Annotated in this window: 19 protein-coding genes; 10 read left to right on the top strand and 9 right to left on the bottom strand. The window is 70.6% G+C overall.

All coding sequences use genetic code 11. The annotated features are described in order from the left end of the window. Positions 1-76 precede the first annotated feature (76 nt). Complete coding sequence (locus AC2XR2_RS10670; protein WP_491514897.1) at positions 77-505, top strand: VOC family protein; 429 nt, start codon at positions 77-79, stop codon at positions 503-505. Between the two features lie 68 nt (positions 506-573). Here the strand turns inward: AC2XR2_RS10670 and fdhA are convergent, their stop codons facing one another. From fdhA to AC2XR2_RS10655, 3 genes are all read right to left on the bottom strand, one after another. After that, a complete protein-coding gene (gene fdhA, locus AC2XR2_RS10665) occupies positions 574-1,800 on the bottom strand; it encodes a formaldehyde dehydrogenase, glutathione-independent (protein ID WP_491514896.1) in 1,227 nt (408 codons plus the stop codon). Between the two features lie 189 nt (positions 1,801-1,989). After that, positions 1,990-2,544 carry a methylated-DNA--[protein]-cysteine S-methyltransferase gene (locus AC2XR2_RS10660; RefSeq protein WP_491514895.1) on the bottom strand — a complete coding sequence of 185 codons (555 nt, stop codon included), beginning with the start codon at positions 2,542-2,544 and terminating at the stop codon, positions 1,990-1,992. A gap of 56 nt (positions 2,545-2,600) precedes the next feature. Beyond that, positions 2,601-3,470, bottom strand: a complete 870-nt coding sequence (locus AC2XR2_RS10655) for a glycerophosphodiester phosphodiesterase (protein WP_491514894.1) — start codon at positions 3,468-3,470, stop codon at positions 2,601-2,603. Between the two features lie 280 nt (positions 3,471-3,750). On the opposite strand from AC2XR2_RS10655, the gene AC2XR2_RS10650 reads away from it, so the two are divergent. The 7 genes from AC2XR2_RS10650 to AC2XR2_RS10620 all read left to right on the top strand — a co-directional run bounded on the left by AC2XR2_RS10650 (position 3,751) and on the right by AC2XR2_RS10620 (position 12,797). Beyond that, the gene (locus AC2XR2_RS10650; RefSeq protein ID WP_381301457.1) at positions 3,751-4,620 is read left to right on the top strand and encodes an MHYT domain-containing protein; all 870 of its coding nucleotides are present in this window, start codon (positions 3,751-3,753) and stop codon (positions 4,618-4,620) included. A 303-nt stretch (positions 4,621-4,923) separates the two neighbouring features. Next, the gene (uvrB, locus tag AC2XR2_RS10645; protein WP_381301455.1) at positions 4,924-7,059 is read left to right on the top strand and encodes an excinuclease ABC subunit UvrB; all 2,136 of its coding nucleotides are present in this window, start codon (positions 4,924-4,926) and stop codon (positions 7,057-7,059) included. Between the two features lie 130 nt (positions 7,060-7,189). Next, positions 7,190-7,768 (top strand): TerD family protein, encoded by a 579-nt coding sequence (locus AC2XR2_RS10640; protein ID WP_381301454.1) that lies wholly within the window; start codon positions 7,190-7,192, stop codon positions 7,766-7,768. Positions 7,769-7,817: 49 nt separating this feature from the next. Continuing rightward, complete coding sequence (locus AC2XR2_RS10635) at positions 7,818-9,971, top strand: TerD family protein (protein WP_491514893.1); 2,154 nt, start codon at positions 7,818-7,820, stop codon at positions 9,969-9,971. 226 nt (positions 9,972-10,197) lie between these two features. After that, on the top strand, positions 10,198-11,199 hold the full coding sequence (locus tag AC2XR2_RS10630; RefSeq protein WP_356463057.1) for a TerC/Alx family metal homeostasis membrane protein: 1,002 nt from the start codon (positions 10,198-10,200) through the stop codon (positions 11,197-11,199). A 130-nt stretch (positions 11,200-11,329) separates the two neighbouring features. Beyond that, complete coding sequence (locus AC2XR2_RS10625; RefSeq protein WP_330267669.1) at positions 11,330-11,632, top strand: hypothetical protein; 303 nt, start codon at positions 11,330-11,332, stop codon at positions 11,630-11,632. A 64-nt stretch (positions 11,633-11,696) separates the two neighbouring features. Then, positions 11,697-12,797 (top strand): calcium:cation antiporter, encoded by a 1,101-nt coding sequence (locus AC2XR2_RS10620; RefSeq protein ID WP_330267670.1) that lies wholly within the window; start codon positions 11,697-11,699, stop codon positions 12,795-12,797. Here the strand turns inward: AC2XR2_RS10620 and AC2XR2_RS10615 are convergent. Continuing rightward, the gene (locus AC2XR2_RS10615; RefSeq protein ID WP_491514892.1) at positions 12,787-14,121 is read right to left on the bottom strand and encodes an MFS transporter; all 1,335 of its coding nucleotides are present in this window, start codon (positions 14,119-14,121) and stop codon (positions 12,787-12,789) included. The two genes, AC2XR2_RS10620 and AC2XR2_RS10615, sit on opposite strands and share 11 nt — an antisense overlap. 63 nt (positions 14,122-14,184) lie before the next feature. Beyond that, positions 14,185-15,063 (bottom strand): helix-turn-helix domain-containing protein, encoded by an 879-nt coding sequence (locus AC2XR2_RS10610; RefSeq protein WP_491514891.1) that lies wholly within the window; start codon positions 15,061-15,063, stop codon positions 14,185-14,187. Positions 15,064-15,165: 102 nt separating this feature from the next. Here AC2XR2_RS10610 and AC2XR2_RS10605 point away from each other — a divergent pair, with 102 nt between their 5' ends. Next, positions 15,166-15,861 (top strand): SDR family NAD(P)-dependent oxidoreductase, encoded by a 696-nt coding sequence (locus tag AC2XR2_RS10605; protein ID WP_491514890.1) that lies wholly within the window; start codon positions 15,166-15,168, stop codon positions 15,859-15,861. 19 nt (positions 15,862-15,880) lie between these two features. On the opposite strand, the gene AC2XR2_RS10600 is transcribed toward AC2XR2_RS10605, so the two are convergent. Next, complete coding sequence (locus AC2XR2_RS10600) at positions 15,881-16,927, bottom strand: S66 family peptidase (protein WP_491514889.1); 1,047 nt, start codon at positions 16,925-16,927, stop codon at positions 15,881-15,883. Between the two features lie 85 nt (positions 16,928-17,012). Here AC2XR2_RS10600 and aroQ point away from each other — a divergent pair, with 85 nt between their 5' ends. Further along, positions 17,013-17,486, top strand: coding sequence for a type II 3-dehydroquinate dehydratase (aroQ, locus tag AC2XR2_RS10595; RefSeq protein ID WP_123760018.1), 474 nt, complete (start codon positions 17,013-17,015; stop codon positions 17,484-17,486). Positions 17,487-17,566: 80 nt separating this feature from the next. Here the strand turns inward: aroQ and AC2XR2_RS10590 are convergent, their stop codons facing one another. From AC2XR2_RS10590 to AC2XR2_RS10580, 3 genes are read right to left on the bottom strand one after another with little or no spacing between them, the layout of a single operon-like run. Then, entirely contained in the window at positions 17,567-18,325 is a 759-nt protein-coding gene (locus AC2XR2_RS10590) for an amino acid ABC transporter ATP-binding protein (protein WP_491514888.1), read from the bottom strand. Next, complete coding sequence (locus AC2XR2_RS10585) at positions 18,322-19,212, bottom strand: amino acid ABC transporter permease (protein WP_491514887.1); 891 nt, start codon at positions 19,210-19,212, stop codon at positions 18,322-18,324. Before AC2XR2_RS10585 ends, AC2XR2_RS10590 begins: the two co-directional genes overlap by 4 nt. Continuing rightward, positions 19,209-20,093, bottom strand: a complete 885-nt coding sequence (locus tag AC2XR2_RS10580) for an ABC transporter substrate-binding protein (protein ID WP_491514886.1) — start codon at positions 20,091-20,093, stop codon at positions 19,209-19,211. The genes AC2XR2_RS10585 and AC2XR2_RS10580 overlap by 4 nt, the downstream gene beginning before the upstream one ends. Positions 20,094-21,066: the final 973 nt, after the last annotated feature.

Below are 21,066 nucleotides of genomic sequence, written 5' to 3'. Positions count from 1 at the left end.
CTTCCCTCATCTCTGGCGAGCGGCGCGTCCGGTCAAACCCTTGCGGGTGGTGGCGGACGACACCAGCCTGGGGTGCATGACGGACAACTCGACACGTCTCGACCATGTCGTCCTCTGGGTGCGCGACCCGCTGGCGTCGGCCGACTTCTACGAGAAGACGCTGGGCATGGAACCCGTGAGGACCACCGACTACGCCGCAGGAGCGGCGCCCTTTCCCTCCGTACGGCTCAACGACGAGACCATCTTCGACCTCATGCCGGTCGCCGCGGCCGAGCGCATGACCATGGTCCCCGGGGCCGCGGAGAGCGCGGGACACCCCGTCAATCATGTGTGTCTGGCCCTGCCCGCCGACGATTTCGAGACACTCCGCGCCCGTCTGGAGGAACGGGCGGTGCCCGTCTCGGGGCTCTCCCACGACTCCTTCGGCGCCCGCGGACTGGCCAGGCGCAGCTTCTACTTCCGCGACCCGGACGGCAACGTCTTCGAAGCGCGCCACTACGACTGAACGTGCCCTCACGGCTGAGGTGAGAGGGGCCACGCGCGTGTGCGCGTGGCCCCACCCTCCAGTCGGTGTCAGACCGGCCGTACGCCGTTCAGCGCGCCGTGCGGGTCGAGCACGTACTTGCGGCTGGCTCCCTGGTCGAACTCGGCGTAGCCGCGCGGTGCGTCCTCCAGGCCGATGACGGTGGCGTTGACCGCCTTGGCGATGTGCACACGGCCGTGCAGAATCGCCATCATCAGGCTCCGGTGGTACTTCATCACCGGGCACTGCCCGGTCGTGAAGCGGTGGCTCTTGGCCCAGCCGAGCCCGAGCCGCACCTTCAGCGTCCCGCTCTTCGCGTCCTCGTCGACCCCGCCGGGGTCATCGGTGACGTACAGGCCCGGGATACCCAGCGCACCGCCCGCGCGTGTGACGCCCATGAGGGAGTTGAGGACCGTCGCGGGCGCCTCCGGGGCGTCCTCGCCGTGGGCGCGTGCCTCGAAGCCCACCGCGTCGACCGCGGCGTCCACCTCGGGCTCCCCGAGGATCTGCGCGATCTGGTCCTCCACGGCGCCCTGCGACACGTCGACGGTCTCGCACCCGAAGCTGCGCGCCTGGGCGAGCCGCTCGGCGTTGAGGTCCCCGACGATGACCACGGCGGCACCGAGCAGCTGTGCCGACGCGGCCGCCGCCAGCCCCACCGGGCCCGCCCCGGCGACGTACACGGTCGAACCGACGCCCGCGCCCGAGCTCACCACACCGTGGAAGCCGGTCGGGAAGATGTCCGACAGCATGGTCAGATCGAGCAGCTTCTCGCGGGCCTCGTCCCGGTCCGGGAACCTCAGCAGGTTGAAGTCCGCGTACGGAACCATGGCGAACTCGGCCTGGCCTCCGACCCAGCCGCCCATGTCGACGTAGCCGTAGGCCGCGCCCGGGCGGGACGCGTTGACGTTCAGGCAGATGCCGGTCTTGCCCTCCCTGCAGTTGCGGCACCGTCCGCAGGCGATGTTGAACGGTACGGAGACGATGTCGCCGACCTCGACGAACTCGACGTCCGGGCCGCGTTCGACGACCTCCCCGGTGATCTCGTGTCCGAGGACCAGCCCTTCGGGCGCGGTCGTCCGCCCGCGCACCATGTGCTGGTCGCTTCCGCAGATGTTGGTGGCGAGGACCTTGAGGATGACCCCGTGCCGGCACTTCCTGCCGACCGCTTCGGGAGACACCCCCGGCCCGTCCTGGAGCTCGAGCGTGGGGTGGTCGACGGTCCTGACCTCCACCGCGCCCGGCTTGAGATACGCGACTGCCCTGTTTCCGCTCATGTCTGATCGCCGTCCCTTCGGCTCCGAGCCCTCGGATGCCAGTGGCTGTGCGCACGGCGGAGTCTGCTACCGCGTCGGCGTTCCGACCAGCCGTCGCGCAGGGCCTCTACCAAGCAGTGCGGGGCCTTTCGCCAAGGTGCGCAGGGCCCGTCACGGAACAGTGGCCCCACGAAGGGTGGCGGACGCGCGTCAGAACAGCGGCTCCGGCAGCACGCCCTCCAGCGCGAGCAGCTTCCGCTTGGTCTCCAGGCCGCCGCCGAACCCGCCGATACCGCCGTCGCTCTCGACGACACGGTGGCAGGGCACGACGACCGGCAGCGGATTGGAACCCATGGCCACCCCGACGGCCTGCGCGGCACCGGGCTGGCCGACCCGCCCGGCCAGATCGCCGTACCCGACGACCTGGCCGTAGGCCACACCGGACGCCAGCTCACGCAGCACCTGGCGGTTGAAGCCCGAGATCAGCGACCAGTCCAGGGGCAGCTCGAAGGTCTGGCGGTCGCCCGCGAAGTAAGCCTCGACCTGGCGTATCGCCTCGGCCAGCAGCGGGGAACCGGGAGCCTCGACGGGCTCGGTGCCCAGCCGCGACGCGAGCCGCTCCAGCGCCTTGTCGCGCACCGCGTCGGTGGCGTGGAAGACCACGTTGACCAGACCTTCGGGGGTCGCGGCCAGCAGCAGCGGGCCGATGCCCGTGCCGACGACGGCCCACACGACCTGCTGCTCGTCCTGCCCATGGCTGTTCATGCGCCCACCGTACGGGCCGGCACTGACAAACCCCCGTGACCTGCGAAAACGGGCTCCTAGCCGACCAGCGCGTCCCGCACCACGTCGGGTTTGTTGGTGATGATGCCGTCGACACCGTACCGGGCCACCCGCCGGGCCGCGTCCGCGGTGTTCACGGTCCAGGCGGAGACCTCCAGCGGCTTGCCGTGCGGGCCCGTGAAGGCGTGCACCGCGGAGACGTACGCCTCGGAGAGGGCGGTGTACGACGGGTTGATCTGGTCGGCGAAGTCCGCGTACGCGGGCAGGTCCGCGACCGCCGGCTTCCCGAGGTAGCCGGTCTTCACACCGGGCTTGAGGTGGTGGACGGTCCGCAGGCAGGCCGCGCTGAAGCTCTGCACGACGAGCCGGTCCCGGTGCCGTCGGTCGAACCACCCCTCGTTGCTCAGGAGCTTGAGGGTCTGCCGCTCGATGCCCGGGTACAGCTCCGGGTTCTTGAGTTCGAGGAGCAGCTTCTGACGGTGAAGATCGACTCGGTGCAGGTACTGCTCGAGCGTCGGCACACGCGCGCCCGCGTAGGAGGCGCCGAACCAGGTGCCGGCGTCCAGGCGGTGGATCTCGGCGGCGGTGAAGTCCTTCACCTTCCAGGGGGCCCGGCCGGGGAAGACCTCCTCGACGTCGGTCGTGCGCGCCAGGCTGTCGTCGTGAAGGACGACGAGTGCGCCGTCCCTGGTGCGCTGGACGTCGTTCTCGACCCAGACGGCGCCGAGCGCGGCGGCCTTGTCGACGGCGGCCAGGGTGTTCTCGGGGGCGCGGGCGGAGGCGCCCCGGTGGGCGATGATCGCGGGTGGTGTGCCGTCCTCGACGGCGCGGACGTCGGTTGCGGGAAGCAGGAGGGCGGCGGTTCCCAGGAGCGCGGTGCCCATGGTGGTCGCTGCGCGCGCGTGCATACGTACTCCTCGCGTCGAGCAATCACGTACAGCACCACTCTGACAGCACCGGGTCAACGGCACCGGGGTACAGAATGGACACATCCTGAACGGGTACGTCCCAAGTCCGCTCACCAGCGCCGCACAACTGGGGCAAGGACGTGTTTCTTTGCCGGAAAATCGTTCGACCATTCCGGTGGGGGTCATACTCTCTGCCTCGACCCCGACCGTCCGGGCGGTACTGGGAACGGGCATGTTTCAGGGAATTCCATGACGTAAGAAGGCGGAAGGGTAGCCGCGCATGCAAGGCACGGTCGACGGATTCAGTTACGGACTCGTCACACCGCTGGTGGCCTACCTCATGGCCTGCCTCGGCGGCGCCCTCGGCCTGCGCTGCACCACCAGATCGATGCTGGTCAACCGGTCCTGGCGCCCCGGTTGGCTGGCGCTCGGCTCGGCGGCGATCGGCTCCGGCATCTGGACCATGCACTTCGTGGCGATGATGGGATTCACCGTCAAGGAGGCGCCCATCCACTACGACAAGGGCATCACCTTCGCCAGCCTGGGTGTCGCCATCGTGATGGTGGGCATCGGCGTCTTCATCGTCGGCTACCGGGGTGCGACCGGGACGGCCCTGATGACCGGGGGTGCCGTCACCGGTCTGGGCATCGCCTCCATGCACTACCTGGGCATGGCGGGCATGCGCCTGAACGGACAGCTCGAGTACAACACCGTCACCGTGGCCGTCTCCGTGGTGATAGCCGTCGTCGCCGCCACCGCAGCCCTGTGGGCCGCCGGGCAGGTCAGGGGCTTCCTGTGGAGCGTGGGCGCGAGCCTCGTCATGGGCCTCGCCGTCACGGGCATGCACTACACCGGCATGGCCGCCCTCAGCGTCCATCTGCACAACACCGGCAGCCCCGTCTCGGGCGACTCGCCCGCCTCCCTGCTGGCGCCCATGATGATCGGCCCGCTCGCCTTCCTGCTGCTCGCGGGCGTCGTCGTGCTGTTCGATCCGCTGATGGTCATGGGCAAGCCGGTGTGGTCGCCCGCCGAGAACAAGCCCGGAGTCCCAGCCCGCGAGCTGGTCCACCACCCGGCCGCCCGCCGCTCCTCGCTCCGCCCCCGCCGAGGCGTGCCCCAGCGCGACACCCGCACCCCCCAGAACCGCTGACCCACCCCCGCGCCGAACGCGACCCGGGACAGCCGGGCCCATTGCGCCGTCCGCCGCCCGGGACAGCCGGGCCCTCCGCGCCGTCCGTAGCCCGGGACAGCCGGGCCTACTGCGCCGAAATCCACCCGGGATAGCCGGGCCCACCGCGCCGAATGCCACCCGGGACCGCCGCCCCCCGCCGACCGCCCCCGGGACCGCCGGCCCACCGATTCAGCGGTCCGGACCGCCGTCCCACCGCTTCCCCCGCCGCCCGAAACCCCTGATCGGGACGCGTTGTCAGTGGGGAGTCGTACGGTTGACTCCATGCGGCCCGTTTCCCACATCGAACGTACGGTGGCGCCCTTCGAGGTCGTCAGCCCCTACCAGCCCAGCGGCGACCAGCCGGCGGCCATCGCCGACCTGGCCAGGCGCATCGAGGCAGGCGAGAAGGACGTCGTCCTGCTCGGCGCGACCGGCACCGGAAAGTCCGCCACCACGGCGTGGATGATCGAGAAGCTCCAGCGCCCCACCCTCGTGATGGCGCCGAACAAGACCCTGGCCGCCCAGCTGGCGAACGAGTTCCGCGAGCTGCTGCCGAACAACGCGGTCGAGTACTTCGTCTCGTACTACGACTACTACCAGCCCGAGGCCTACGTCCCGCAGTCGGACACCTACATCGAGAAGGACTCCTCGATCAACGAGGAGGTCGAGCGCCTGCGCCACTCCGCGACCAACTCGCTGCTCACCCGCCGTGACGTCGTCGTGGTCGCCTCCGTCTCCTGCATCTACGGCCTCGGTACGCCCCAGGAGTACGTGGACCGCATGGTCCCCCTGCGGGTAGGCGACGAACTCGACCGCGACCAGCTGCTGCGCCGCTTCGTCGACATCCAGTACACGCGCAACGACCTCGCCTTCACCCGCGGCACCTTCCGCGTGCGTGGCGACACCATCGAGATCTTCCCGGTCTACGAGGAACTCGCCGTCCGCATCGAGATGTTCGGCGACGAGATCGAGGCGCTGTCCACCCTCCACCCGCTCACCGGCGAGATCATCAGCGACGACGAGCAGCTGTACGTCTTCCCGGCCTCCCACTACGTCGCGGGCCCCGAGCGCATGGAGCGGGCCGTCAACGACATCGAGAAGGAGCTCGGGGAGCGGCTCGCCGAGCTGGAGAAGCAGGGCAAGCTCCTGGAGGCCCAGCGCCTGCGCATGCGCACCACCTACGACCTTGAGATGCTCCGCCAGATCGGCTCCTGCTCCGGTGTCGAGAACTACTCGATGCACTTCGACGGCCGCCAGCCGGGCTCCCCGCCGAACACCCTGCTCGACTACTTCCCGGACGACTTCCTCCTCGTCATCGACGAGTCCCATGTGACCGTGCCCCAGATCGGCGCCATGTACGAGGGCGACGCCTCCCGCAAGCGCACCCTCGTCGACCACGGCTTCCGACTCCCCTCGGCCCTGGACAACCGCCCCCTGAAGTGGGAGGAGTTCACGGAGCGCATCGGGCAGACGGTCTACCTGTCGGCTACCCCCGGCAAGTACGAGCTCTCGCGCGGGGACGGCGTCGTCGAGCAGATCATCCGCCCCACCGGCCTGGTCGACCCCGAGGTCGTCGTCAAGCCCACCGAGGGCCAGATCGACGACCTGGTGCACGAGATCCGCACCCGCACCGAGAAGGACGAGCGCGTCCTGGTCACCACGCTCACCAAGAAGATGGCCGAGGACCTCACCGACTACTTCCTCGAGCTCGGTATCCAGGTCCGCTATCTGCACAGCGACGTCGACACCCTGCGCCGCGTGGAGCTGCTGCGCGAGCTGCGCTCCGGCGAGTTCGACGTCCTGGTCGGCATCAACCTCCTGCGGGAGGGCCTCGACCTGCCCGAGGTCTCCCTGGTCGCGATCCTCGACGCCGACAAGGAGGGCTTCCTGCGCTCCGGCACCTCCCTCATCCAGACCATCGGCCGCGCCGCGCGAAACGTCTCCGGCCAGGTCCACATGTACGCCGACAAGATCACCCCGGCGATGGAGAAGGCCATCGACGAGACCAACCGCCGCCGGGAGAAGCAGGTCGCGTACAACCAGGAGCGGGGCATCGACCCCCAGCCGCTCCGCAAGAAGATCAACGACATCGTCGCCCAGATCGCCCGCGAGGACGTGGACACCGAGCAGCTGCTCGGCTCCGGCTACCGCAAGGGCAAGGACGGCAAGGGGGCCAAGGCCCCGGTGCCGGCCCTCGGCGGCAAGGCGGCGGGCACCAAGGCCGCCAAGGGCAAGGCCAAGGAGACCGTCCCGACCGATCGTCCCGCGGCCGAACTCACCGAGCAGATCGAGGAGATGACGGCACGTATGCGTGCGGCCGCCGCCGACCTCCAGTTCGAGATCGCGGCCCGGCTGCGCGACGAGGTGTCCGAGATGAAGAAGGAGCTCCGGCAGATGAAGGAGGCGGGCCTGGCCTGACCCCATCGCGCTGTGTTGCAAGACCGACACAAAGTGCGCTCCGGGGTGCGTCGCCGTCAGTGGCCCTGCGTAGGGTGCTGGTCAACCGCGGGCGCCGCGGCAACAGGGGACAGCGAGAGGGGTTCGGCGCGTGACCGTCAACATGACCAAGGGTCAGGCCATCAGCCTGCAGAAGAACGACGGAGGCAGCCTGACCGCGGTGCGCATGGGCCTCGGCTGGCAGGCGGCTCCCCGCCGCGGCCTGTTCGGCTCGCGCACGCGGGAGGTCGACCTCGACGCCTCCGCCGTCCTGTTCGCGGACAAGCAGCCCGTCGACGTCGTCTTCTTCCGCCACCTGGTGAGCGACGACGGCTCGGTCAAGCACACCGGTGACAACCTCGTCGGCGGCGTCGGCCAGGGCGGGGACGACGAGGCGATCCTCGTCGACCTGGCCCGCGTCCCGGTCCACATCGACCAGATCGTCTTCACCGTGAACTCCTTCACGGGCCAGACCTTCCAGGAGGTGCAGAACGCGTTCTGCCGTCTGGTCGACGAGACCAACGGCCAGGAACTGGCCCGCTACACCCTCGCCGGCGGCGGCTCCTACACCGCCCAGATCATGGCGAAGGTGCACCGGACAGGTTCGAGCTGGACGATGACCGCTCTCGGCACCCCCGCCAACGGCCGCACCTTCCAGGACCTGATGCCGGCGATCCTGCCGCACCTGTAACGCCCGCCGAGCGGCACCCGACGACACCACGACACAGGGGGAGAAGGCGATGACGGCCGAGCTGGTGCGGGGGCAGAACCACCCGCTCTCCCAGGCCCGTCTCGAGATCCGGATCGCGGCCGGTACGCCGGTCGTGGCCGGAGCCACGCTCGGCGACGAGCACGGCACGGTGCACGGCGCGGAGTGGGTCGTCCATCCGGGCGCGCCCACCCTGCCGGGTCTGGAGGTCTCCCGGCAGGCCGCCGCCGACCACCGTCTCGCGGTCGACCTCGGTGCGGTCCCCGAGGCCGTCCACCGGGTCCATGTGCTGCTCGCCCTCCCTGCGGCGGGCGGCCCCGTGAGCTTCGGTGCCGTCGCCGCCCCGTTCGTCGCGGTCACCGGCCCGGACGGCACCGAGCTCGCCAGCTACACCATCACCGGCCTGGACGCCGAGTCGGCGGTCGTCGCGCTGGAGCTCTACCGCCGGCAGGGCGCCTGGAAGGTGCGCGCGGTGGGCCAGGGCTACGCGGGCGGCATCGCCGAACTCCTCGCCGACCAGGGCCTGCCCCAGGCCCATCAGATCGCGGGCGCCATCCACGACGCGGTGGCCCAGAGCCTGTCCCGCGCGGTGCCGATGCCCCCGCCGCTCACCGCCGACGCCGACCGCCCACGCCGGACGGCCACCCCGGCACCGGGCCCGGAACAGAGCTCCTCCGCACCCCAGGGCGCCCCCAGCGCCGTACCGCCGTCGTCGCCGTACGGCACCCAGCCACCCGGCATCCAGCCATCTGGCACCCCACCACAGCAGATGCCTCCCCACGGCGGCTCGCCCTCCGGCTCACCGCAGCCGATGTCCCCCCACGGCAGCCCCGCTCCCGGGACGTCGCAACCCACCTCCCCCTACGGCGCGCAGGGCACCCCGGCGGTCGGCGGGCCGCCGTCCGGATACGGCCAGGGGCCCTCGGACGCCTCCGCTCCGCAGCCGCCCGAACCCACCACCGGCGGGCCGATCGACTACAGCCACCCCCGCCGTCAGAGCGCCGCCCCACCGACGCCACCGCCCACGGCGCCTCCCGCCCCGCCGGGGCAGCCCGCGCGGCCCGTCGCCGGGGACGCGACCGGGTGGTCCATGGACGAGCGGCTCTACAACCAGGTGTGGGGCATGTTCGAGGACCTGGCCCGCTCCACGGCCGCGTACCGCAGTGCCGTCGACTTCGCCGACTCGCGGATGGAGAAGGAACTCGACGCGGCCCTCGCCGACCCGCGCAGCCGGATCGGCGGACAGGGCGACGCGGCGCGGGAGGCGGCCCGCGCCAAGCACGCCCAGCTCGTCGAACAGGCACGCGCGGTCTACGACCGGGATCTCGGCCAGCTCACGGCCGAGTCCGAGGTGGTCGAGCCCGCCCTGCCGCCGGCGTACGCCCGCTGGGACAACCCGGTCTGGCACGGCTACCGGGTGCCCTTCGAGGTCCCCATGGCCGTGCGCCTGGGCGACCTGCATCTGCCGGAGTGCCCCGAGCTGCGCATCCCGATGCTGGTCAGGCTGCCGCTGGAGCGCGGCCTGTGGATCGACAGCGGAGCCGCCGGATCGCTCGACGGCTCGTTCCTCGACGCCCACGAACTGCACCGCCTCGCCCTGGACACGGCCGTGGCGATCGCGGCCCGGCTGATCGCCGTGCACCCCGCGGGCGACTTCACCCTGCACGTCATCGACCCGGCGGGATCAGGGGTCCAGGCGCTCGCGCCGCTGGCGCGGACCGGTGTGCTCGCCGCCCCGCCCGCCGTCGGGGCGGCGGGTGTCGCCGAGACCCTCGGGCGGCTCACCCAGCGCGTCGACCTGGTGCAGATGGCGGTCCGCGGCGGCGCGGCCGACTCCCTGCCGCCCGGGGTGGACGCCTCCGAGCAGCTCCTGATCGTCAACGACTTCCCGCACGGTTTCGACGACCGGGCGGTGACCCAGCTGCGCTACCTCGCGGACGAGGGCCCGTCCGTCGGCGTCCACCTGATGATGGTCGCGGACCGTGAGGAGGCTTCCGCCTACGGCCCCCTCCTCGACCCCCTGTGGCGCTCGCTGATGCGCCTGACCCCGGTGCCCGACGACCACCTCGCCGACCCCTGGGTGGGGCACGCCTGGACGTACGAGCCCGCCCTCGTCCCGCCCGGCAGCCAGGTGCTCCAGCAGGTCCTGACGCAGGTCGCGGCGGCTCGTACCAAGTACTCGTAAAGCCGCCCCACCTGCTTATTTGACTTTTATTTTGCCAATCGCTTTACCTTTCCTTGGTGATTGGGTACCGTTGACGGCACGGAGGGGAGTACTCCCTGTCGACTGCGGCGTACCCGTCAATACGGATCAGGCCTGATCCCGGGGCGTCGGCCCACCGTGGGTGGAAGAGACCTCCGGCAGCGCGACGACGCTGGTTACTTGCCGTTACGTATTGCCGGAGGAACCTGTGGATGTATCCGTGACCCTGTGGGTCCTGACCGTCGTGGGCCTCGCCGCCCTCATCGCGGTCGACTTCTTCATCGGCCGCAAGCCGCACGACGTGTCCATCAAGGAAGCGGGCATCTGGACCGTCGTCTGGATCGCCCTGGCCGGTCTCTTCGGCCTCGGACTGCTGATCTTCGGTGGAGGACAGGCCGGCGGCGAGTTCTTCGCGGGCTTCATCACCGAGAAGTCCCTCAGCGTGGACAACCTCTTCGTCTTCGTCCTGATCATGGCGAAGTTCGCGGTGCCCTCGCAGTACCAGCAGCGGGTGCTGCTCGTCGGTGTCCTCATAGCCCTGGTGCTGCGCGCGATCTTCATCGCCGCCGGCGCCGCGATCCTCGCCAGCTTCGCCTGGGTGTTCTACATCTTCGGTGCCTTCCTCATCTGGACCGCCTGGAAGCTCATCCAGGAGGCCCGCGCTGGCGAGGAGGACGAGGAGTTCGAGGAGAACAAGCTGCTCAAGGCCGCCGAGCGCAGGTTCGGTGTCGCCGACCGCTACCACGGCACCAAGCTGTGGATCGTGGAGAACGGCAAGCGGGTCATGACCCCGATGCTGGTCGTGATGCTCGCCATCGGCACCACCGACGTGCTCTTCGCACTCGACTCGATCCCCGCGATCTTCGGCCTGACCCAGGACCCGTACATCGTCTTCACCGCCAACGCCTTCGCCCTGATGGGTCTGCGGCAGCTGTACTTCCTCATCGGTGGCCTGCTGAAGAAGCTGGTCCACCTCAGCTACGGCCTGTCGATCATCCTCGGCTTCATCGGCGTCAAGCTGGTACTGCACGCCCTGCACGAGTCCGGGGTCCACGTCCCCGAGATCAGCATTCCGGTCTCGCTCGGCGTGATCTGCTCGGTCCTGATCGTGACCACGCTCACCAGCCTCCGTGCGTCCAAGAAGATGGCGGCGGCCGAGGCGGCGCAGGCGGAGAGCGAAGGCGCTCCGAAGGACAGCATCGAGGCCTGACCACGGTCGGCGTAGAAAGAACCACCACCGGGAGCGGTGCGCGGCGAATTGCCGGGCACCACTCCCGGTGCTTGGTTGGTCGAGAGCGCGTACCCCGGCCCGGGGGCGCCGTGGCCGGCGGGAGACACCCATGAAGTTCGTGCAGATCATCGGCTTCGAGACGGAGCGCCTGGAGGAGATGCGGCAGCTGATGGAGGAGGCGGGGCAGCGCAACGCGGGCAGGCCGGGCGGACCGACCCACCGCATGCTCCTGAAGGACCGCGACAAGCCCAACCACTACCTGGCGGTGCTCGAGTTCGAGTCGTACGACGAGGCCATGCGCAACAGCGACGACCCCGAGACGGGCAAACTCGCGGAGCAGTTGGCCGCACTGAGCTTCGGCGAGCGCGTCTACACCAACTGCGACGTCCTGGAATCGGGCGAACTCAAGTAGTGCAAGCCCAAAGAGCGCAAACCCGAGGAGTGCAAGCCCGGTTCACCTCTGGGACGATCGCGGCATGATCGCTCGGCTCAGTTCGCTCACCACGAGCTGGACGTCCGTCGTGCCGGTGCTCGCGGTCGTCCTGCTGGTGTTCACCTGGGGGCGCGATCTGCCCGGCGCGGTCGTGGTGCTCGTGACCCTGGTCCTCGCCGGCGCGGTGCTGGCGGCCGTGCACCACGCCGAGGTGGTGGCCCACCGGGTCGGTGAACCGTTCGGCTCGCTCGTCCTGGCCGTCGCCGTCACCATCATCGAGGTCGCCCTGATCGTCACCCTGATGGCGGACGGCGGCGACAAGAGTTCCACCCTGGCCAGGGACACGGTGTTCGCGGCCGTGATGATCACCTGCAACGGCATCGTCGGCATCAGCCTCCTGGTGGCCTCACTGCGCCACGGCACCGCCGTGTTCAACCCCGAGGGCACCGGCGCCGCCCTCGCCACGGTCGCCACCCTGGCCACCCTGAGCCTCGTGCTGCCGACCTTCACGACGAGCAAGCCGGGCCCGGAGTTCTCCACCACGCAGCTGACCTTCGCCGCGCTCTCCTCGCTGGTCCTGTACGGCCTGTTCGTGGCGACCCAGACCGTGCGGCACCGCGACTACTTCCTCCCGATCACCCGCCAGGGCGAGCTGATCACCGGCGACGACCACGCCGATGTGCCCACCGCCCGCACCGCGCTGATCAGCCTGGGCCTGCTGGGACTCGCCCTGATCGGAGTGGTCGGCCTCGCCAAGGGCGTCTCGCCGACCATCGAGTCCGGCGTGGCCAAGGCCGGCCTCCCGCATGCCGTCGTCGGTGTGATCATCGCCCTGCTGGTGCTGCTCCCCGAGACCATCGCCGCCCTGCGCTCGGCCCGCCGCGACCGCGTGCAGACCAGCCTCAACCTCGCCCTCGGTTCGGCCATGGCCAGCATCGGCCTGACCATCCCCGCGGTCGCCCTGGCCTCCGTCTGGCTCTCCGGCCCGCTCGTCCTCGGCCTCGGCGCCACCCACATGGTGCTCTTGGCCCTCACCGTGGTGGTGAGCTCGCTGACCGTGGTGCCGGGCCGGGCCACCCCGCTCCAGGGCGGCGTCCACCTGGTGCTGTTCGCCGCCTACCTGGAGCTGGCGATCAACCCGTAGCGTCCGCGGCCGGCTCCCCACCGCGCACCGGCTCCCCACGGCGCACCGGCTCCTCCACCGCACCGCGCACCGGCTCCGCACCGCGCACCGGCCGGGTCTCCGGCAGCAACGCGAAACACCCGAGACTGAGCAGCGCGATCCCGGTCAGATACGCGCCCACGCCCCAGGGCACCCGCCCGCCGTGCTCCACCAGAGCCGTCGCCACGATCGGTGTGAGCGCGCCGCCGACGACCCCGCCGAGGTTGTAGCCGACAGCGGCACCCGTGCAGCGCACCCGGGGCTCGTACAGCTCCGGCAGATAGGCGGCGATCACCGCGAACATGGTGATGAACGCGATCATCGCGCCCAGGAACCCGAGGAACATGAGCAACGGCTCCCCGGTCGCGAGCAGCGCCACCATCGGGAACATCCACAGCGCGGCCGCCGCGCAGCCCGCGAGGCACAACGGCCGCCGCCCGTACCGGTCCCCGAGCAGCGCGAACACGGGCGTGAGCGAGCCCTTCACCAGCACCGCCGCCATGATGCAGGTCAGCATGACCGTACGGCTCACCCCGAGCCGCTCCGTGGCATACGCGAGGGACCAGGTCGTCACGGCGTAGAAGATCGCGTACCCGACGGCGAGCGCCCCGGCCGTCAGCAGGACGAGCCGCCAGTGGTCGCGCGCCACCTCGGCGAGCGGCACGCGCGCGTGGTCGTCGATCTCCAGGAAGCCGGGGCTCTCCGCGAGCGAGGAGCGCAGCCACAGCCCCACCGCCGCCAGCACCCCGGCCGCCCAGAACGGCACCCGCCAGCCCCACTGCGCGAACTGGGCCTCCGACAGCGTGGCCGACAGGGCCAGGACCACTCCGTTGGCGAGCAGGAAGCCCAGGGCGGGACCCACCTGCGGGAAGCTCGTCCACAGCCCGCGTCGCTCGGCGGGCGCGTGCTCCGCCGTCAGCAGGACGGCCCCGCCCCACTCGCCGCCGAGACCCAGCCCCTGGAGAAAGCGCAGCACCAGGAGCAGCAGGGGCGCGGCGACACCGATCGTGTCGTACGTCGGCACACAGCCGACCGCGACCGTCGCGGCCCCGGTCAGCAGCAGCGAGGCCACGAGCACCGGCCGCCGCCCGTGCCGGTCGCCGATGTGCCCGAACAGCACCGACCCGAGCGGCCGCGCGACGAACCCCACGCCGAACGTCCCGAAGGCGGCCAGTGTCCCCGCGAGCGGCGAGACCGTCGGGAAGAACAGCGGCCCCAGGACCAGCGCGGCGGCCGTCCCGTAGACGAAGAAGTCGTAGAACTCGATGGCCGTCCCGGCGAGCGAGGCGGCCGCGAGCCGCGGCATGGAGGGCGCCCTTGGGGTGCGTACGTCGTGCATGCAGCGTCAACCACCCGCGGTGACCAGGAGTTACGGCGTGGAGTACAGGCCGGGTCCCGGAGGCGTGGGGCCCGCGGCGCGGGAGCCGCCCGTGACCCGCAGGAACGCCAGCTTCTCCGCGTCGGGGGAACCCGCCGCCACCGTGTAGACGACGAGGCGGAGGTCGCTGCCGGGGACGGTGAGCACGTCGCAGTCGCAGAGCACCTCGCCGACCTGGGGGTGGACGATGGTCTTGCGGGCCGAGACGTGCGGTCCGACCGCCCCCTCGTCCCACAGCCGGGCGAACTCCGCGCTGGTGGAGCGCAGTTCTTCCACGAGGCCGTTCAGGCCGCGGTCGCGGGGGTAGCTGAGGAGAGCCGCGCGCAGGTCGGAGACGAGGGCGGTGCCGAGGCCCTCGCCCTCCTGGAGCACGGGCCAGGCCGCGAGCCCCGAGGGCCCGGTGGTGAAGACGGCCCGGACCAGGTTCCGTTCGGTGTGGGTCCGGGTGCTGGGGTCGCCCAGCAGCACCGTCCAGGCGGGAGTCCAGGACAGCAGGGTCCAGTCGGCGCTGAACACGGCTGCCGGGAACTCCCCGAGGCGGGCCAGCATCCGTTGGACCCCCGCGGGAACGTGCGTGGAGACCGTCCCCTCCTGGGGAGGCAGGAGCCCGGCCAGCCGGTAGGCGTAGTCGCGTTCCGCGGGCTGTAGTTGCAGGGCCCGGGCCAGGCTCGCGACGACCTGCGCGGAAGGGTTGGTGGCGCGGCCCTGCTCCAGCCGCACCACGTAGTCGACCGACAGCCCCGCGAGGTCGGCCAGTTCCTCGCGGCGCAGTCCCGCGGCACGTCGTCCGGGCCGCGCGGGCCGCCCGACGTCGAGGGGGGAAAGCCGGTCGCGCCAGCGGCGCAGTGCCGTGCCCAGGGTCTCGTCCACTCGGCCATTGTGTCCGCCGCACAGCCGTGGTGCCTGGTACTGGCAGTCCTACCGTCGCAGGGGGCACTGGTTGTCGTCTCGTCGCGGGCCGAGAGTGAACGCATGACCACAACATTCATCACCGGAGCCAACAAGTCCCTCGGCTACGAGACCGCCCGTCGCCTGATCGAGGCCGGCCACACCGTCCTCGTCGGTGCCCGTGATCCGCAGCGCGGCCAGGCGGCCGCCGACGCACTCGGTGCCCGTTTCGTCCAGATCGACGTCACGGACGACGCGTCGGTGGCCGCGGCCGCCGCGGACATCGGGGCCCGCGAGGGCGGCATCGACGTCCTGATCAACAACGCCGGCGTCCTCGGGACGCACAGCCCCGCCGACCGGATCACGGCCGCCGACGCGAGCGAGGTGTTCGAGGTCAACGTCGTGGGGATCGTCCGGGTGACGCACGCGTTCCTGCCCCTGCTGCGCAAGTCCGCGAACCCGGTGATCGTCAACGTGTCCAGCGGCATGGGGTCGTTCGCCGCCACCCACGACGCCGAGCGCGTCGAGTCGAGGAACCTCGCGCCGCTCTACACGGCGTCGAAGGCCGCCGTGACCATGCTGACCACGCAGTACGCGAAGTCCCTGCCGGACGTGAAGGTCAACGCGGCCGACCCGGGCTACACCGCGACCGACTTCAACGGGCACAGCGGCCCGCAGACGGTGACCGAGGGGACCGACGCGATCGTCGAGCTGGCCACCGTCGGGGCGGACGGACCGACCGGCACCTTCCGCGACCGCCACGGCGATGTGCCCTGGTGACGGCACAGAGCGGGGGCGATCAGTACGTGACGGTGATGCGCCGGGCGGGACCGTCGACGCGGACGAGGCCGCCGTAGGGGATGACGAGCTGGGGATCGGTGTGGCCGTAGTCCACGTCGAAGACGATGGTGGTGGTGGGCGCATACACCCGCATGGCCTGGAGTACGGCCTCGCGTTGCTCGGCGGCGTAACGATCCGCCTCCGCAGGGCTGTTGGGGCGTTCGAAGGACCAGGTCTTCGGGCGGCCCATCAGCAGGGCGGAGAAGCGCTGGAGCAGGCCGCGTTCGCCCATGTTGCGCAGGGTGCGGAAGACCTCGACGGCGCTCGGCATCTCCTCGGAGGTCTCCAGGAGCAGCACTCCGCCGTCGTACTCGCTGAGATCGCGCGCGATCTCGCGGTCGGCCATCAGCAGCCAGCCGAGGATCTCCAGGCAGCCGCCCCAGGCGCGGCCCTCCACCGCCCGGTCGGCGTTCACCCAGCTCCAGCCGCCGCCGGGGCGGGTCGCGGGTTCCGCGTCGAAGGTGGCGGGATCGGCCCAGTCGCGGTTGACGTCGTTCCAGCGTTCGGCGGCGGTGAGCTCGTAGGGGCCGGAGGTGAACAGGGCGGCCCGCAGGGAGTCGGCGGTCAGCGGGTCCATGGCCACCGGACGGCCCAGTGCGGTCATCACGGTCGCGCCGTGATAGCCGACGATGCCGGTGTTGTACAGGTACGCCAGCAGGTTGGTGTTGTCGCTCATCCCGAAGAAGGGCTTCGGGTTCGCGCGGATCAACTCCCGGTCCAGGAACGGCAGCACGGTGATCTGGTCGTCACCGCCGATGGACGCCATGACCGCCTTCACGTCCGGGTCGGCGAAGGCCGCGTGGATGTCGGCGGCGCGTTCCTGGGGCGTCGAGCCCATCGTGCGGGTCGTCGGATACTCGACCGGCTCCAGTCCGTACTCCTTGCGCAGCCGCTCCAGTCCGAGCTCGAAGGGGCGCGGGAAGAGCCCCGGCAGGCCGGCGCCGGGGGAGATCACGGCGATGCGGTCGCCGGGTACGGGCTTGGAGGGGTACGAGAGCGTGGTCATGCCGGGAGGGTACGGGCGGCACCGCGCGCGGCGCACCGTGATAAACCGGGGACGAGCAGCCCATCCGTACCGGACCGGAGGAACCGTGCCCCGCACCCTGGCCAACGCCCCGATCATGATCCTCAACGGCCCCAACCTGAACCTGCTCGGCCAGCGGCAGCCGGAGATCTACGGCAAGGACACGCTGGCCGACGTCGAGGCCCTGTGCGCCAAGGCGGCGGCCGCGCACGGCGGCACGGTGGACTTCCGGCAGTCCAACCACGAGGGCGAACTGGTCGACTGGATCCACGAGGCCCGGCTGAACCACTGCGGGATCGTCATCAACCCGGGCGCCTACTCGCACACCTCGGTCGCGATCCTGGACGCGCTCAACACCTGCGACGGGATGCCGGTGCTGGAGGTGCACATCTCCAACATCCACCAGCGCGAGACCTTCCGGCACCACTCCTACGTCTCGCTGCGCGCGGACGGGGTCATCGCCGGGTGCGGGGTCCAGGGGTACGTCTTCGGCGTGGAGCGCGTGGCGGCGCTGGCGGGGCCGACGCGGGCCGAGGCGTAGGTCTGTATGGGGCGTCTGTAATGGGCGCCCGCTATGGGGGGCGCCCATTACACGCCCTCAAGGCCGCCCATTACACGCCCTTAGAGCCGCCCCGCCTCCACGATCCGCCGCAGGAATCGCTGTGTGCGCTCCTGCTGCGGATCGCCGAAGATCTGTTGGGCGGTGCCGCGCTCCAGCACGACCCCCGAGTCCAGAAAACAAACCTGGTCGGCGACCTCCCGCGCGAAGCCCATCTCGTGGGTGGCCAGCACCATGGTCATGCCGTCGCCCTTGAGGTCCCGCACGACGTTCAGGACCTCGCCGACCAGCTCCGGGTCGAGCGCCGCGGTGATCTCGTCGAGCAGCAGCAGCCGGGGCCGTACGGCGAGGGCCCGCACGATCGCCACCCGCTGCTGCTGACCGCCGCTCAGCCGGTCCGGGTACTCGCCCGCCTTCCCGCCGAGCCCGAGCCGCTCCAGCAGCTCGCGAGCGTGCTCCTCGGCCTCCGCGCGGGCCACGCCGTGCACCCGCCGCGGGGCCAGCGTGATGTTCTCCAGCACCGTCATGTGCGGGAAGAGGTTGTACGCCTGGAACACCACGCCGATACGGCGCCGTACCGCGTCCTGGTCGACCCGCGGATCGGTGATCTCCTCGCCGTCCAGCCAGATGGCGCCGTCGTCGATCTCCTCCAGGAGGTTGGCGCAGCGCAGCAGGGTCGACTTGCCGGAGCCGGAGGCGCCGATCAGCGCCGTCACCGTGTGCGGGGCGACGTCCAGGTCGACGTCCCGCAGCACGACCGAGTCGCCGAAGGTCTTGCGGACGGACTCCATCCGCAGCACCGGTGCGTCCGCGTCGCTCATGCGACTCCTCCCTGGGCCCGCCGGCGGTCCATGCGTGCCGTCACCCAGTCCGTCAGGCGGGTCATCGGGATGGTCAGCGCCACGAACACCAGGCCCGCGACGATGTACGGCGTGTAGTTGAGGCTCCGTCCGACGATGATGTCGGCGGCCCGTACGGCGTCGATCGCGCCGCCGATCGACACGAGGCCGGTGTCCTTCTGGAGGGACACCAGGTCGTTCAGCAGCGGCGGCACCTGGCGGCGCACCGCCTGCGGCAGCACCACGTACCGCAGCGCCTGACGGTTGGAGAGTCCGAGCGAGCGGGCCGCGGCGCGCTGGGAGGGGTGCACGGACTCGATGCCCGCGCGGAACACCTCCGCCACGTACGCCGAGTACGTCAGCGTGAGCGCCGTGCCGCCCAGCCACACCGGGTCGACCGTCACGCCCTGGAGCCGCAGCGCCGGCACGCCCAGGACGACGATCATGAGGTTGATGATGAGCGGCAGGCCGCGGAAGAAGTCCGTGTAGGCGGCGGCCAGGACGCGCAGCGGGAAGAACACCGGCCCGCGCAGCGTGCGCGCGATGGCGATGAGCATCCCGAGGACCAGGACGGCCGCGCCGCACACGAACAGCAGCCGGACGTTCAGCCACAGCCCTTCGAGGACCTTGGGGAACGCCTCGCGCGCGTACTGCCCGTTGAAGAACGTCTCCTTGGTGCGCGGCCAGCCGGGCGCGTTGACGACGACCAGGTAGAGGACGACGGCGGTGAGCAGGGTCGAGACCGCGGCGATCGCCGTCGCGCGGCGGGAGCGGGCACGCTTGAGCGCCTCCCGCTCGATCCGCCGCTGCGACGGCGTGTACGGGTCGCCCGCGCCTTCCTGGCCGGCCTCGTCCTTCGTGAGCGTCACTTGAGGACCGGGGCGTCGACGGCGTCCGACAGCCACTGCTGCTCCAGCTTGGCGAGCGTGCCGTCCTCGCGGAGCGCGTCGACGGCCTCCGTCACGCAGGAGGTGAGCGCGCTGCCCTTGTCGAGCACGAGCCCGAACTGCTCGGGCGTGCCGCCCTGGTTCTCGAACTGCCCGACGATCGTGCCGTCCGTCACCTCGGCCGCGGTGATGTAGAAGGCGGTGGGCAGGTCGACGACGATCGCGTCCACCTGCTTGTTCTCCAGGGCGGACTTCGCCTGGTCGTTCTTGGCGTACGCGGCGGCCTCCCGCGTCGGCTTCACCACGTCCTGGATGTAGTTCAGGCTCGTCGTGCCGACCTGGGCGCCGAGCTTGAGGCCCTTCAGGTCCGCGATGCTCTTCGCCTTGGCGGCCTTGGTGCCCTTGAGCGCGATGACGGCCTGGCGCACGTCGTAGTAGCCGGAGGAGAAGTCGACGGCCTTCTTGCGCTCGGCGCTGATCGACACCTGGTTGATGTCGAAGTCGAAGGTCTTCTCCCCGGGCGCGAAGGCCTTGTTGAAGGGGACGCTCTGCCAGACGACGGCGCTCTTGTCGTAGCCGAGCTGCTCGGCCACGGCGTAGGCGACGGCGGACTCGAAGCCCTTGCCGTTCGCCGGCTTGTCGTCCTTGAACCACGGCTCGTACGCGGGCTCGTCGGTCGCGACCGTCAGCTTGCCGGAGGTCTTCGTGGCCAGCTTGCCCTTGGCGCAGGCGTTGCCGGTCGACGCCGAGGCCTTGGCGCTCGCGTCGTCCTCGGGCTGCGGGGCGCAGCCGACGGCGGTGGCGAGCAGGGCTATGGAGGCCGCGGCGACGGCGCGGCGCAGGGCGCGAGGGGCAGGGTGCATGGCGGGAGAGTGACAGTCCACTGTCCCGTTTGTCGAGGTCACGACGGCTATTGTCCGCATATTGGGAACGGGCGTTGCATTTGTGTGAACAGTTTTCGGACAGCTTGCCTGGGCCGCCGGCCGAGGGCGGGGATCGAAAGACCGGCGGCCCTTACCGCGCAGGAGCCGTCATCCTGTGCGGGGCTGCCCCCAGTTGACTGCGCAACCACCTGTGCCGGGAGCGGGTGTGTGCCACCGGCGCGTGTGAAGAGTTCACACGGGGCGCGCAACACCCCTTGCGCGCCCCGGCGTTCACCACCCCCGCGCGTGCCACCCGGCGGGTCTCACCAACCCCGCTCCCCGGCCCCGGCGAGCATCCGGGGCATCCGCCTCGAGGGTGTCGCCTTCCAGAGCCCGCCGATCGTGCTGGTTCTGGGTGTGTCCGCTCCGGGAAGACCGGGGCCCTGGCTGCGTGCCCTCGCCGACCGTGTCCGGCACTCCGTCGAGGCCGCCGAGGGGTCGGTGGTCGCCTGTTCAGGGGCCGATCAAACAACGTCGTGTGCCCCGGCGTTACGCGAGCATTCTTGTGAGGCAAGTCACTACTGGAGGGGCATCTGTGGATGCTCAGACAGCAAGAAACCCCACCTGGACTTTCCAAAATCATGAACGCTTCTTGGCCCTGGTTTCGAAGGGGAACGCATTCCAAATCCGTTCGATAACGGCACGTGATTACCCTAGCCCTGTGTGACCGAAGCGCGGAATCATGTAGTCCGCGCCGCACCGCAGGGATGATGTGAAGGCGCATCGGGGAATGCGCCTTTCATTCATGCGGCACCGAACCTCGCTGGTTGTTCGATTCCGCATGCCCAGGGGAGGGGTTCACGTGAAGCGTGCTCACCGGACGCTGTCACTGTCGGCGGCAGGATTCGCAACGGTATTGGCATGCGCGGGCACCGCGTCCGCGGGCGCGGGGCCGACGCCGGCGAACCAGCAG

It is taken from the genome of Streptomyces sp. LS-MS-L19, from assembly GCF_058382285.1.
Note: the sequence above shows the minus strand (reverse complement) of the source record. Positions and strands in the feature narration are given on the sequence as shown.